Annotated in this window: 13 protein-coding genes; all 13 read right to left on the bottom strand. The window is 58.9% G+C overall.

From position 1 onward, the window contains the following. Positions 1-123: 123 nt before the first annotated feature. Complete coding sequence (uppP, locus tag TPH_RS04660) at positions 124-912, bottom strand: undecaprenyl-diphosphatase UppP (protein WP_015050041.1); 789 nt, start codon at positions 910-912, stop codon at positions 124-126. A gap of 66 nt (positions 913-978) precedes the next feature. Next, on the bottom strand, positions 979-1,632 hold the full coding sequence (locus TPH_RS04655; RefSeq protein WP_015050040.1) for a P-loop NTPase family protein: 654 nt from the start codon (positions 1,630-1,632) through the stop codon (positions 979-981). Next, positions 1,629-1,934, bottom strand: a complete 306-nt coding sequence (locus TPH_RS04650; protein WP_148275846.1) for a hypothetical protein — start codon at positions 1,932-1,934, stop codon at positions 1,629-1,631. Before TPH_RS04650 ends, TPH_RS04655 begins: the two co-directional genes overlap by 4 nt. Beyond that, positions 1,921-3,225, bottom strand: a complete 1,305-nt coding sequence (locus TPH_RS04645) for an AAA family ATPase (RefSeq protein WP_015050038.1) — start codon at positions 3,223-3,225, stop codon at positions 1,921-1,923. Before TPH_RS04645 ends, TPH_RS04650 begins: the two co-directional genes overlap by 14 nt. Next, positions 3,222-4,208, bottom strand: coding sequence for a metallophosphoesterase family protein (locus TPH_RS04640; protein WP_015050037.1), 987 nt, complete (start codon positions 4,206-4,208; stop codon positions 3,222-3,224). The genes TPH_RS04645 and TPH_RS04640 overlap by 4 nt, the downstream gene beginning before the upstream one ends. A gap of 95 nt (positions 4,209-4,303) precedes the next feature. Beyond that, positions 4,304-6,154: an ATP-binding protein gene (locus tag TPH_RS04635; protein WP_015050036.1), complete on the bottom strand. Its 1,851-nt coding sequence runs from the start codon at positions 6,152-6,154 to the stop codon at positions 4,304-4,306. Positions 6,155-6,308: 154 nt separating this feature from the next. Further along, positions 6,309-7,295, bottom strand: coding sequence for a DNA double-strand break repair nuclease NurA (locus TPH_RS04630; protein WP_015050035.1), 987 nt, complete (start codon positions 7,293-7,295; stop codon positions 6,309-6,311). A gap of 18 nt (positions 7,296-7,313) precedes the next feature. After that, positions 7,314-8,714, bottom strand: a complete 1,401-nt coding sequence (locus TPH_RS04625; protein ID WP_015050034.1) for an amidohydrolase family protein — start codon at positions 8,712-8,714, stop codon at positions 7,314-7,316. Positions 8,715-8,822: 108 nt separating this feature from the next. Further along, complete coding sequence (locus TPH_RS04620) at positions 8,823-9,572, bottom strand: CPBP family intramembrane glutamic endopeptidase (protein WP_015050033.1); 750 nt, start codon at positions 9,570-9,572, stop codon at positions 8,823-8,825. A gap of 85 nt (positions 9,573-9,657) precedes the next feature. Then, positions 9,658-10,680 (bottom strand): hydrogenase expression/formation protein HypE, encoded by a 1,023-nt coding sequence (hypE, locus tag TPH_RS04615; protein WP_015050032.1) that lies wholly within the window; start codon positions 10,678-10,680, stop codon positions 9,658-9,660. Beyond that, positions 10,677-11,771: a hydrogenase formation protein HypD gene (hypD, locus tag TPH_RS04610; protein ID WP_015050031.1), complete on the bottom strand. Its 1,095-nt coding sequence runs from the start codon at positions 11,769-11,771 to the stop codon at positions 10,677-10,679. The genes hypE and hypD overlap by 4 nt, the downstream gene beginning before the upstream one ends. Then, positions 11,755-11,949, bottom strand: coding sequence for a HypC/HybG/HupF family hydrogenase formation chaperone (locus tag TPH_RS04605; RefSeq protein ID WP_236608823.1), 195 nt, complete (start codon positions 11,947-11,949; stop codon positions 11,755-11,757). The genes hypD and TPH_RS04605 overlap by 17 nt, the downstream gene beginning before the upstream one ends. Then, a complete protein-coding gene (gene hypF, locus TPH_RS04600; RefSeq protein WP_015050029.1) occupies positions 11,939-14,239 on the bottom strand; it encodes a carbamoyltransferase HypF in 2,301 nt (766 codons plus the stop codon). Before hypF ends, TPH_RS04605 begins: the two co-directional genes overlap by 11 nt. Between the last annotated feature and the right edge of the window lie 29 nt (positions 14,240-14,268).

Here is a 14,268-nt window from a genome sequence, read left to right as displayed (position 1 = left end):
GGTTTCGTGTAATCATTTTGTGATATTGTCACAATCTAATAGTGCTCCCGAAAATGTCCCCATGAGAGGAGACCTCTCTTCCCCCAACGGGAGCGGCCAAGGTACCTGCCGGGAGCAAACCGGTCACCGCAACAGAGCAACCAGCAGCACAACGGCTCCCAGGAGAAAACGATACCAGACAAAGGGAAGGTAATCTTTCGTCTGAACATAACGCAGGAGAAATCCGATGCTGGCGACGCCGGAGAGAGCGGAGACGAGTACCCCCACCAGGAAGGGAGCGTCAATCATCCCCGGCTGGGTCAAGAGTTCCGGCATCTTGACAACGCCCGCGCCGAAGATGATCGGCGCCGACAGAAGAAAGGAAAAGCGGGCAGCCCCTTCTCTCGTCAGTCCCGTGATAAGGCCTGTCGTCATGGTAATGCCCGAACGGGAGACGCCGGGGATTATGGCCAGGGCCTGCGAAATGCCGATCAGCAGGCTCTGCCAGAGAGTAACACGGCCGATATCTGTCTTCTTCTTCCCCTTCCGGTCGGCCAGGTAAAGGACCATGCCCATCAGGATCAGCATCACCGCGATCAGCGCCGGAGTCCGGAAAACCGTTTCCGCATAGTCTTCCAGAAGATAACCCGCTGCCGCTCCCGGGAGAGAAGCCAGAACCAAATACCAGAAGAGGCGTCCCTCTTTCGTCCGGAAACCCTTACAGGCACCGAGAAACAGCTTCAGCCAGTCACGCCAGAAATAAGCCACCACCGCCACCAGGGTTCCCAGGTGTAGGGCGACATCGAAGGCCAAACCCGGGTCAGGCCACCGAAAAAGCCAGGGCACCAGCACCAGATGCGCCGAACTGGAAATAGGGAGGAACTCCCCCAAACCCTGCACCAGTCCTAGCACTACCGCCTGCCATATTGTCACGATCAATACCTCCTGTCTAGCAATACAAAATCTCGAGCCTTACCGATTTGTAGGAAGAAAGGACCTTTAGCGAATGCGCCTGACTCTGCTGGCGCCATGCTGCATCTCCACCAGGTAGGCAATATCCGCCGTATCCGCCAGATGCTGGTTGTGGGATACCATGATCACCTGACGCCCCAGACTCTGACTGAAGCTCTTCAAGAAGCGGGCGAGCTGGGGAGCATACTCCTCAGACACATGTTTCCCCGGCTCATCTAAAACGGCGGGTCCTCCCACCGGAGGCCGGAAGGCATGCAAGAGGGCAAGGCGCAGGGCCAAAGAGATTACATCGACGACACCGCCTCCTCTGGCGTCCTGGGGGGGAGTTTCCACCCGGTAGTTACCGCCGTAGGTAGAGCAAACATAGAACTCTGCCTCCGGACGATCCCGTTTCTCTTCCACCTCAACCTTAAATTCCACATCCCCACCGAAGACGAATTGAAGCGCCTGGGAGACCAGGTACTCCACCTGGCGGCGCCCCTGCTCCCGGGCGTGCCGGGCCGCCTCCAGCAGCAGGAGGCGCACCTGTTCTAAGCATTCCCCCTCATCCTTAACCTGAGCCAGGCGTTCCCGCTGAACCTTTTCCTCTTCAAGGATCTTCGCCTGTTCCCCCCTCTGTCTGTGATAAACGGCCTTCAGCTCTTCAAGGGCCTTTTTTAGGGCATTAAGATCCTGCTTCACCGGGAGCGCTCCTTTTCTAAAAGGTCCCAGGGAATCATCTTTCCCGCCTCCTCCAGCAACCTATCCATTTCTTCCTTGAGAGCGGCGATCTTCCCCTCCAACTCCTCCGGCTTCACCCCGTACTCAGCTGCCTTCTGGTAAAGCTTTTCCCGCTGCTGCTCCAGCAGCTCCTTCTGGCTGAGGGCACGCTCCCTGAGATCCCGGGAGCGGCGCAGGGCCTCTTTTAAGTGATTGATCCTCTTTTCGTACTGGATCTGTTCGTTCTGATCCGCCAACCTCATTCCCCCCTTATCGATACTCATCAAGCACCCGCTTTATGGCTTCCCGATCCAATTCCCCCAGGCACACCGGGCACCTCCCCAGCTCCATCAGGAGATCGCGGAACGCCTTCAGTTGCTGCTCTATCTCCTTCTGATAGCGCTCCGCAGCCAAGCAGACTCCCCGGTAGGCCTTTTCATGTTCCCGCCACTCCCGCAGCACTTCCCTGCAGGAGGTGAGCGTGCGGAGCACCTCTTCCGCACCGGACAGGCGTGCCTCTCCCACCCCCAGCTCCCCGGTTCTGCCGGCGATCAGCGCAATCCTGTTCAGCAGAGCCGTCACCCTCGCCAACTCGCCGGAGGTCTGGCTGAGCTCACTCCACTCTTTGTAAAGGTCGGCAGCCTTAACGAGCAGGTCCTCGGCGGCGGGAACCCGTCCGGAACCGGTGATCACCTGCTCCGCCTGCTTAAGCCGGTTCTCCACCAGTCTCATCTCCTGCAGAAGGGCCGTCATTTCCCGGTATTTACGGCCGATCCCCTCCAGGTACCGCACCCTCTCCTCCGCCTCTTCGCAACCGGCCAGCTCCGACAGGGTGCGCTCCGTCTCCGCCAGAGCAGCGGAGTTCTCCTCCCATTCCCTCCGGAGGGCAAGCAGTTCGCCGATCGCGCGCTCTTTTTCCTCAGCCTGCCGCAAAAGATCTGCGCACCGTTCAATTCTGTCTTGCAGTACGGGTAGGTGCTCATAAGCGCGAAGGGCTTCCACCAGATTTTCCAGCCTTTCTCCGATACGGTTTTCCTCATCGCGCAGGCGCCGCAGTTCCGTGTTCACCGAACGCTGCGCCCAGTCCAGCAGGTGTACACCGCCCAATTGCCCGATCACCTTGGCCCTGACCGCCCCGTTCTCTGCCAGGAGAAAGGGGCCGTCAAGCTGTCCGCCCAGGTTCAGCTCCGCTTTGCTGTGCTCATCCACCAGGATCTTCCGGACGCCCGTCGTCTTGATGACCTCGGCCGGGACCTCGCTTCCGAACCCTTCAAAAACCACCTCCTCTTCTCCCGGCTTCTGCAGCAGGTACTGATTCTTGCCGGAGGTGGTCCGCAGCCGGGTCACCACAGTACCGTCATCCATCACCACCCGTACCCGGCATAGCTGGGCTCCCACCCTGATGAAGCCGGTCCCCCGCGGTTCATTATAAAAAAGCCAGCGCAAGGCCCTGACAAGGGCGCTCTTGCCGTGGTCGGAGGGCCCCACGATGACATTTAAACCGGGGCCGAACTCGACTTCCGTATGCTCGTGAGACTGGAAATTATCCACCACCAGCTTCTTGATGTAACTCATACCCCGTCCTCCCCCTGCATCAGCGCCTCCTCGGCCTGGGCAATCCGCTTCAGAGCCTCCTGGATCACCTTCGGAGGCAGTTTTTCCGAACGGGCGATCTCCTCCAGCAGGGCACGGACATCGGTGCGTCGGTACGACCCCGCCGCCTTAACCTCGGCCAGGTAGCCCGCCAGCCTCTGCTCCCTGAAGGCGCTCTCTTCCAGGCGCGTCCGGTCGAGAACATCTTCCCCGGGAGCGGCGCTCTTGAGCCGAACGGTTTCATAGGCCGGGCGGCTGCCGCCGAGGTCAATGATAACCACCTGTACCGGCCTCTTCATCTCCGCCGGGTGGTTAGAGAGGCGCGCCAGCGCTCCGGGATTTAAGAAGTACTTCCCATCCCTTTCGGTGGCCTTGAACCCCAGGTGGTTGTGGCCGACAAGGGTGAAATCGGCCTCCGTATCCCAGACCTGCTCGATCAGGGTATAGAACGCCCCGGGGAAAATCGCCCTCTCCAGGAGCATCCCGTGTACCACATGAATGGCATAGTCGCAGTCCTTCTTTTTAACGGTGTAATCCAGGCGGGGATCGCGCCGGTCCATATCAACATGATAGCCCTGTCCGGTCAACTGCACCCTGAGGCCGTTTTTCTCCAGATAAACCGGGTCTCTCTCTAACAAACGCACGATACCCAGCCGGGCGGCAAACCCCAGCATGGTCCGGGGCAGGGTTTCACTGTTGTGTCCAAAGAGGTCGTGGTTGCCCGGAATCGTGAAAACAGGTACGGGAAACTGCTGGAAGATCTCCAGGAAATCGGCGCAAACACTGAGAGCGGGGGCAGGCACATCGAAAAAATCACCCCCGTGCAGCACATAGTCCACATCCCGCTCACGGGCGATCTGCACCACCTCTCTGAGCTTTCGCTCAAGGGCAGCAGGAAAGTTGTCCTTCCTGTTTTCAGGAGTGGTACCGCGCTTGTGATCATCCGTAAAAAAAAGAAAACGCATCCTTCTTCTCCCCTTGAGTCAAGGGATCGGCCGTCACGGCTCCGTCCCCAACCCGTCAAGATCGGCTGTCAAGTGCGGGGTGACCGGGCAAGCAGTCACCCCTCCTCAGATGGCTCTCTGAAGGTGGGCCCAAAGGGGCCCTCCACCCTTTCCAGCATCCCGGCAGCCGCCAGATCCTCAAGCCACCGCAAGACTTCATCGAAGGTAACCGGCCTGCCCAGCGCCTCCTCGAGGTCGGGGAGGTAAAGGTTCACCTGCCCGGCGTCTAAGGGAAGGAGCCTGCGGAGAGCGCTCCAGAGCCTCTCATCAACCCCTCCAAAATCATTTTCCAGTTCGGTAAAGGGGTTGACGGATCGCGGAGCCTGGGTCCGGGCGCAGCGGATTCTGACCGCAACCGTCCTCCCAACGATGGCCGAAGAAATAAAGGCGGTACCGGAAGGGAGATAGGGAAGCCTCCCCGCTTCCTCCCCGGAGATATCGGTTTCCTCCTGGATCACCCGGATGTCGTGCGCCCTGACTGTGCGAAAGATGATCTTGGTGTTGAGCTGGGCGGTAATGGTTTCATCGAGCAGGGCAGGGCGCTGGGTGGCAAGGATCAGGAAAACCCCATATTTTCTGCCTTCCTGGGCTACTTCCCGGAAGACCCCCCGCGCCGGTGCTGCGAACTCGATCCCCCGGGGGGCAAAGTTATGGGCCTCATCGGTCACTATGAAAAAGGGCGGGAACTTGTCACCCAGGGGTTCACAGCGCTGAAGGGCATCGATGTAATTGCGGCGCATCCGGTATAGTTTGCGGACGAGATAAGCGCTGAAAACGGTCAGAAGCCAGATGGGGCCCCTGATGACCGTGAGGCACCTGCGCTGCAGTGCATCGGTAATGGGTGAAATATCCTGCCGGAAAATCCCTTCCCTCTCCAGGCGGTAGAGCCGCCAGCGGATCCCCCTCAGACTGCTGGGGTGTCCCGCCTGGCGGGCCATATTCTCGATCTTCCTCTCGTAAGCAGAGCCCTCCCCATACCTCTTGCGGATCCTCTCCCTGGTCTCCTCCTCCTTTTCAACCAGCCCGATACAGTCATCCAGCTTCTGGGTAAAACTCAGCAGGGAGTCCTTCTCCTGGTGAATGGTCTTTAAGGCGTTATCCATCCCTTCCGTAAAGTTCCCCCCTGCCGCCGCCAGGAGGGAAGCAAGCTCATTGCCGGTCAGGTCCTCGAAGTTCACCCCCGTATCCCTGCCGACGGTGAGCACCTCCGTCCGGAGGATGTACCTGTCGGCGGCATCCTTGCTCATCCCTTCAAAGGGAGTGGTAAAGCTCATTTCATAGTGGGGATCAAAAACCAAAGCAGGAATCCTCTTTTCCAGCAGCTCCTCCAGAATCACCCGCATCCCGAAGGACTTTCCGGACCCCGAACCCCCAAAAATCCCGATATGGGGGTATTCCTGCATCGCCCGGTGATCGAAAACAAAGGGCACCCCGCGCTGCGGCAGAACCCCCTCACCCTTGACGAAAAGGGGTGCCCGTTCCCGGAGCTCCTCCGGCAGACCGTCCTGCAACTCCTCGGTTCCCAGGATGACACCGAGCACCAGCCCGGCGTCCGGCTCACAGGAGAGCAGCAGATCGGAAACCTCTGAAAATGAGGGAAGGCGCGCCCCGGCTCCTACCGCCACAGGGTAAGGAATGTCGCTCAAAATGCGCACTTTCGCCAGGTGAATGGTCTCCTCACCCAGGCGAAATCCCACCTGCTCCAACCCCTCCCAGACATCGGGATCGATGAGGGGGCTGCGCTCCATGGTGAGAGGCAGAAATCTATTAAAAGATTTTGTCTCCACCACCTCACCCCGCGGGCGGAGTTCCGGGTCATCGATGATCAGGATCTCCCCAATCCGGAACCTCCGCTCCCGGGAGGCAACATAGACATACTGCTGTGTGGTTACCCCAACCACTTGCATGCACTTATTACCCCCTACCGTCTCCTGTTTATCCCGGCTGTCGCCAGCTTCTCCTCGTTTGGGACGTTCCCAACTCCTGCCAGGCGCTTGCACAGATTATGCTCATTCTCCGGAGACCGTCTCCCCGTCTGGATATTCTTTCCGTGCCCGATGCCTACAGCTCTCTGTTTGCCCGCAGAGGGCGCAGGAACACCTCGGCCATGGCCGGTTCTAGTGAAGCCGCAAGCAGCGCCTCCACGTATTCCCCTGTCAGACGCACCTCGTTGTCCACCACATCCAGCCAGAGGGGAAACCCCCTTCCGTGAGCGGGTGTAATTGTATACAAAAAGTTCAAGGCCTGTGCTAGTTCTTTCTCTTGAGCTGTCAGGTAGTCCACAGCAACAACCTGGGGATGCCCGGCAAAACGCACGTAAATCCTCCCCTTCTCCCCCGTACCTTCCTCCTCAAGCAGGTAGGTCTCCCCCGGCTGCAGCAGGCCGAAGAGCACCTCCCTGTCGGCGGCGGCTTCCGCCAAGAGGCCGTCCCCCCACAGAGCCTTGGCCAGGGAACGAGAGGCGATCTCCTCGGTGACCCCCAAAATCACCACATCCCGGTCGAGGGCGGCTGCCTTCAAGCTCCCCCACATCTGCGGAGCATGCTTCTCCAGGCGGGCAAAACCGCCGTCCAGGAGCATAAGGCGCGGGCGTTCTTTGGCCAATGCTTCTGCACAGACCCTTGCCTCGAGCTGCGCCAGGATCCCCCAGCGCAGGTGGGCCATAGCCTCTTCGGCGCCCAATCCCTGCTCCAGTTTTGCCTGGAGGCTTTCCTGAAACCTGGGAAGAAGGGGAGAGAAGAGTTCCTCAGCCCAGATCCGGCGCCCTCCGCCGTTACCGGTTGTCCGCGCCAGTGCCCGGAAAAGGGTCACCACATAGGGATAGCTGGCTCCGGTGGTAACGAGGGATCCATCCACACCGCCGAGCGTCCTCTCCTGAAAAAAATCCCGGATCTCCTTTCCGGAAAGGCGGCGCAGACTGGCAAAAACCCCCCGTTCCCGGGCACGCCCCCTCCTCTCCAGGATGGTACCTCCTGCCCGGTAGCGCCTCCGCAAATGCCTGTTCAGCTCTTCCAGCTCTGATAACAGCAGACCTCTATCTGAGGGCAACTAGCATCTACCCCCGTGCTAAGAATTCTCCCCTGATGAGGGAATACCTGCCCGCTCCCGGAAAATCATTTTACCCGGACAGAATCCCGTTCTTTTGCCCTCCAACAGCACCGGCTGCCCGTTGACAAAGACGGATCTGAGAGAGAATCCTTTTCCGGTTCTTCTCACGATCAGAAGGTCGGCGTAAGTGCCGGGAGTGATGCTCCCTCTGCCCCTGATCCCCAGCAATTCTGCCGGAAGGGAGGTCAGACGCCGCACCCTCTCCTCAAGAGAACCGGAAAGCCTCTCGTCCACGAGCAGATCCAGGTATACGGGCACATCAACGTCGACCCCCAAGAAAAACCCCGGAGGGGATTGCCAGCAGAAATAGGGTTCAGAAGAAAAGGCCATTTCACTCCCGGTTTCCACTACCTCCACCAGAACGGCCGTGCCCCCGGAGCGTTTCTTTATTCCGGCAGCCAGTTCCGCCACAGATACCCCCTGCTCCCGGGCAACTTCCCCAAGGGTCCTCCCCTGAAGGCTTCTGAGTGTCGGAGGGGTATCCGCAAAGCGGAGGGCATCAGAGGGGAAGCGGCCCAGAGCTCCCTCCAGCGTATGGCGCGGCTCACCGCACAACAAAAAGGGGTTGAGATCTCCCTTCACACCGGCCCTTTCCAGCCACCCCCTGACTTCTGCCGCCTCCTCCTGAGACAGCTCCCGGCACAGCCGAAAATGGCGCAGGTATAATTCAAATGAATCCCGAAGCTCAGCAGGATATATCCTTTCCAAAAAGGCAAGCAGGCTTTGAGGATCAGAGCAAACCTCTTCCGCCGGATGCAGTACCAAAAGCGGCCTGGGGAGAATACCCTCCATGAGTGGTTGAAGATCTCGTAGATCTAGCAGGGCGTCACGGGGATCATCCAGGTCTAAGCCGAAACCGAGAAATCCTTCTGCAAGGCACTCCTCCGCCACTTCCCGGGGATTATCCGCCTCCAGCAGAGCTGCGGCTCTCAGCAGCACACCGTAATTGAGAATCGACCCTGGGCGACCGGGCTCACCCCCACCCCTTCGCAAACCGTCTGTGGTGCAGGCGATGGTGGTAACCCCAGAAGCCACAAGCGCTTCCTGCACCTCCCGGCCCGGAAGGGAACCATCATAAATCTGAACGAGACCCGGGAAGAGCAGGCATCCCCGGGCATCCACTACCCGGGCTCCCGGTGCCGCCTTGATTCCCTTTCCTATGGCTACGACCCTTCCGTCCCGGATCAGCACATCCGCTCTGAACATCTCCTTGCCCGTCCCGTCGACTATCATCCCCCCCTGCAGCAGGGTCTCCCTCCAGGTTGCCCTGGTAACCTCCCGCAGAACGAAGAACCAGAGGTTGTAGCTTGCCAGAAAAAGGATCAAACATAAGGCCAGAGAATGCCAAAGGCGCTTCAAAAAAACCGAACCCCCAGGTTGCTGCCAACCGATTTATTTACAATTATACTAAAAATGCCGCTGCTGCGTATCGAGGAAACCACCAGCAACCTCCTCGTACAGAAAAGCTCAAAGGGTCTGATTCAGCAGAAAGGCTATTGCCGTCATCAGGATATTCCAAATGCTGTGGGCGAACAGAGAAGGATAAAGCGATCCCGTTTTTTCGCATAAGAGGGTCAGGAATGCCCCGCCCAGGGAGAGGGGTAGAAACCTGATCGGATCGAAGTGAAGGCCACCGAAAAAGCAGGCGGTAAGAATGATTCCCCCGGCAACACCGGTGCGGTTCCGCAAAACCGGGTAGACAAAGCCCCGGAAAAACAGTTCCTCACTTAAGGGCGCAAAAACACCCACCAGCAGCAAAGGCAACAGGACCTCCCTCCAGCTACGGGTATTAGCAATGAGTTCGGCGATCGGCTGCGGCGGCGGCGTATGAGGAAGGAAAGAGATGATCAGGACCATAAGCAAGCTCACCAGGAAAAATACTCCGACCCCTCCCATCACCCCGTAAATGAAGACATCATGCCAGAAAAAACCCCTCAATCCCAAAGCTGCGGGCGAGGCTTTGCGGAGCCGGACAACGGCCAGAACAAACCCACCCAGCAGAACGGCCTGGAGGAAACCCGCCATGAGAAGAAATGTCGCCCTGGTGTCCAACCCCAAAAAGAAGGCCACCCGGTCAAGCCACCGGGTGCTGCAGAATCCAAAGCCGATCCCGCAGAGGTAAACCAGAACAATAACTACGATCACCTCGGTCAGACCCCAGGGGGGACGGTGGTATGGGTAAAAAGCATTCTCTTTCAGCTGCTTATCCATCAACATCAGCGATGAATATTCTCCACGTCTCCTTATGAGTTATCACCCTTTTCGGCCTCCTCAGCGGATACGCAGGGTTCCTCCCCACCTTTCAGCAGATCCGCGGCAGCGGCTCACCTTCCAGCATGGTCAGGATTCGGGTCGCCCCCAGTTCGGTCTCCAGAAGCACCAGCCCCTCATCGGAGGACAACACCTCCCCGATCTCCACTGCTTCCCGCCCTTCTGGCAGGCTCTTCATGACCTTTAGAACCATCTCTGCCTTCTCAGGGGCAACAACTGCGATTAACTTCCCCTCGTTGGCCAGGTAGAGGGGATCGATCCCCAGCATCTCGCAGGCTCCCCTCACCTCTCGCCGCACGGGGATCAGCTCCTCCTTGACGAGAATCCCTCTGCCGCTCTGCCCGGCGAGTTCGTTCAGGGTCGTTGCCAGGCCGCCCCGGGTAGGGTCACGCATGCATCTGACCCCGTCCCCCCCTGCCTCCAGCACAGCAGCGGTGATTCTGTTGAGAGGAGCACAATCGCTCTCCACAGGGGTGGAAAAGGACAGCCCTTCACGTTGCGCCAGAATCGCCAGTCCGTGATCCCCCATCGTCCCGCTTACCAGCACAACATCCCCCGGTTCCATGCACCGCGGAGAAAGCCGCCTGCCTCCCGGGATTACACCGATCCCGGCAGTATTGATAAAGACCTTGTCGGCATTCCCTCTGCCGACGACCTTGGTGTCCCCCGTCACCACCCGGACACCGGCACGTTCCGCCGCTTCCCGCATGGACCGAACGATCCGGCGCAGATCCGGGATGGGAAAGCCCTCCTCGATGATAAACCCAGCGCTCAAGAAGAGAGGCTCGGCCCCGCTCACCGCCAGATCGTTGACCGTACCGCAGACGGCGATCTTTCCGATATCCCCACCGGGAAAGAAAATAGGGTCTACCACAAAGGAATCGGTGGTAAAAGCGAGCCTGCTGCCTCCGACCTCCAGCACCGCCGCATCCAGCAGCTCATCCAGGATGGGGTTATCAAAGGTATGCTGAAACACCTCCCGGACCAACCGGTTGGTGAGATCCCCACCGCTACCATGTCCCAACTGAATAACATCGTCTCCAGGTATTTTCAAGGACAAGCACCCGCCTTCTTCTTTCCGTAACGGTAATAGGCCGCACAGGATCCCTCCGTAGAAACCATGCACGGCCCTACAGGCCTCGCCGGTGTGCACACCTTCCGGAAGAGGGGGCATTCATAGGGCAGCTTCAGTCCCTTCAGTACCTCCCCGCAGGCGCACCTTTTCTTGCGCTTCCTAAGCCTCGCGGTGACCGGAAAGCGCAACCGGGCGTTGTACCGGGCGTACTCCTCCCGTAGTTCCAGACCGCTTTCCGGTATCTCCCCGATCCCCCGCCAGCGAGCCCCCACGGGTTGGAAGTACTTCTCGATATAGTCCACCGCCACCGGGTTCCCCTCCGGGCGCACCGCCCGACGGTACTGGATCTCCACAGAAGGCCGCCCCTCCCGGTACTGGCGCACGATGAGAAGCAGGGCCTCCAGAATGTCGGTGGCATCGAACCCTGCCACCACACAAGGTTTGCCGTACTGCTCAGAGATGAAGGAGAATGGCCCCGTTCCCAGGATGGTGCAGACATGGCCTGGGTTCAAGAAGGCATCGATCTTCACCTCCGGGTCTTCCAGCAACACCCTCATGACGGGAGGCACCAGTTTGTGCAGGGAATAAACTGAAAAGTTCTCAAGCCCCATCTCTATCGCCTGCTCCAGGGCAGCGGCCACAACCGGAACGGTTGTCTCGAACCCCACCCCGAGAAAAACCACCTGGGAACTCGGGTTTTCGGCAGCCAGCCGCAGGGCATCGGCAGGCGAGTAGACGATCCTCACATCGGCGCCTCTGCTCTTCTCCTGCAGGAGGCTGCTCTCCGTTCCCGGGACGCGCATCATATCCCCAAAGGTGGCCAGAATAACATCCTTCTCCCGGGAGAGGGCGATCACCAAGTCGAGATCGAGGTCATCGGTGACGCAGACCGGGCAACCTGGCCCGGAGAGAAGGCGCATCTTGTCCGGCAGGAGATCCCGCAGGCCGCTCCGGGCGATGGCCACGGTGTGGGTGCCGCAGACCTCCATCACCGTGAGAGGCCGCTCGATCTCCCGGTGCAGCCGCTCGAGCAGAAAGCTGGCGTATTCCTTCTTATTGGAGTGCTTCATAGGCTTCCTCCCAGGCATCGAAGATCTCCTCGGCCGATTTCTCATCGATCACCTGAATGGCATAACCTGCATGGAGGAGCACATAATCACCGACCTTGGCCTCCGGGGTCAGCACGATGTTGATCTCTTTCGTGTTCCCCCCCACATCCACTTCGGCAACCGGTCCCTTAATTTTCACAATCCTGGCCGGAATAGCAAGACACATCTTCTCTGATCACCTCGCTCGCGATATAGACTTGCCCCAAGGAAAGCCCACCGTCATTGGTGGGAACCTTTTTATGATAAAGAACCTGAAAACCTTCCTCCGCCAACCTCCGGCAAAGCAGGAGAAAGAGGAGTTTGTTCTGAAAAACCCCGCCGCTTAAGGCCACCAGGTTGAGCCCGGTTTCCTCACGCATCCTTTTGACCACCATAACGATCATTTCGACAAGCGTGCGGTGAAACCTTCCGGCGCTCTCCGAAACAGGAACCCCCTGTTCGAGATCGGCCAAGATTCCCTCGAAGATCCCTCTCACACCGAGCTTATAGGGCTTGACTCCTGTTTGGAACTCGAAGTCGTACACCCCCCCGGAGCCGTCCCTGCTTGCCAGGGTCTCCATCTCGATGGCCGCCTGCCCCTCGTACTGCACCCGGGTGCAGATGCCCAGCAAGGCGGATACTGCGTCAAAGAGGCGGCCACAGCTCGATGTGGGTACGGTATTAAACCGGTTCTCCAGCTGTCTCACCAGCAGCCGCTGCTCCTCCAGGGGAAGCGCCGGCAGGTACCTGCGGGCATAATCCAACCCGCGGTCACCGAACAGTTCGTAAAGATAAACCAGGGACATCCGCGCCGGGCGCTTGATGGTAATCTCACCGGGCAGCGGGAGGTAGTCGAGATGGGCCATCCGTTCCAGGTGCCCCGGTGTACCTGCAAAGAACTCAAATCCCCAGATCGCCCCATCCAGCCCGTAGCCCGTCCCGTCACAGACCACACCAAGGGCAGGGGCGGTCACCAGATTTTCCGCCAGACAGCTGGCCATATGGGCATGATGGTGCTGAACCCCTACTTTCCGCACCCCCTGCAGCCCCTGAGCCCAGCGGGTTGCCATATACTGCGGATGCAGGTCGTAGGCCACGACCTCCGGCCGCACATCCAGCATTTTTTCAAAACGGGGTATGGTGTATAAGAACTGCTGGTAGTTGCCGTAGTGGTTGATATCCCCCAGGTGCTGGCTTAAATAAGCGCTTTTTCCCTTGGTCATGCAGAAGGTGTTCTTCAGTTCCCCTCCACAGCCCAGGATCGGCGCAGCGGGCTCAACGGGCAGGTCAACGGGAAGCGGCACATAACCCCGTGCCCTGCGGTAGATCTGGACTTCACCCCCCACAACGGCTGCTACCGAATCATCACAGCGGTTGTAGATCCTGCGGTTATGCATCAGAAAATAATCAGCAATCCCCCGCAGTTTCTGCAAGGCCTCATCATTGTCGATAATCAAAGGGTCATCGCTGATGTTAGCGCTGGTCATAATGAGGATCTCCAGACCCTTATCGAAGAGCAGGTGGTGCAGCGGGGTATAGGGAAGCATCACCCCGAGGGTGGCGATTCCGGGAGCGATCTCCGGGGGCAGGTCGTCCAGGCGGCGCCGCTCCAGGATAACTATGGGGTGCGCCGGGCTCTCCAGCAGCCTGGCCTCCTCGGGGGAAATGCGGCAGTACTTCTCCGCCACCTGCAGGTCCCTGCACATCACGGCAAAGGGCTTGTACTCCCTGATCTTGCGCCGCCGTAAAGCCGCCACCGCCTCCCTGTTGGTGGCATCACAAACAAGATGGAACCCTCCCAACCCCTTAACGGCGACAATCTTCCCCGCTTTTAAAAATTCCCAACCGAGCCCGGGATAGACATTTCCCTCCGGATCCTGCAGGAATGTATGGGGGCCGCACTCCGGACAGCAGTTGGGCTGGGCGTGAAAGCGCCGGTACATGGGGTCTTCGAACTCTTGGGCACAGGCAGGGCACATGGGGAAATCCTTCATCGTGGTCTTTTCCCGGTCATAGGGAACGTCCATGATGATAGTAAAGCGGGGGCCGCAGTTGGTACAGTTGGTAAAGGGATAACGGTAGCGTCGATCCGCCGGATCCATGACTTCTCGATAGCATTCTTCACAGGTACTGACATCGGGGGAAATGATGACATCCTTGCGGTCGCTCTTTTCGCTGTGTTTGATGAAGAAGCGGTCAAACCCCTGCGGTTCCCCGGGACGCATCCTATGATTGACGATCATGGCCAGTTTCGGAGGGCGCTCGAGGATCGAGCGATAAAAAGCGGCAATTGTCTCTTCCGAAGCCTCCGCCCAGATGGTCACACCCTCCGATGAGTTTAAGACCCATCCCTTGATCCCGTATTCGTGCGCCAGACGAAAAATAAAGGGGCGAAATCCCACTCCCTGGACTACCCCTTCGATTCTGATCTCCCGGGCTACAACTGTCATCCCGGCCTCCCCCCGTCCCGAGAATGCCT

Origin of the sequence: Thermacetogenium phaeum DSM 12270 (genome assembly GCF_000305935.1) — a bacterium.
GTDB lineage: Bacteria > Bacillota > DSM-12270 > Thermacetogeniales > Thermacetogeniaceae > Thermacetogenium > Thermacetogenium phaeum.
The sequence above is the reverse complement of the archived record's forward strand: the minus strand, read 5'-3'. Positions and strand labels throughout refer to the sequence as shown.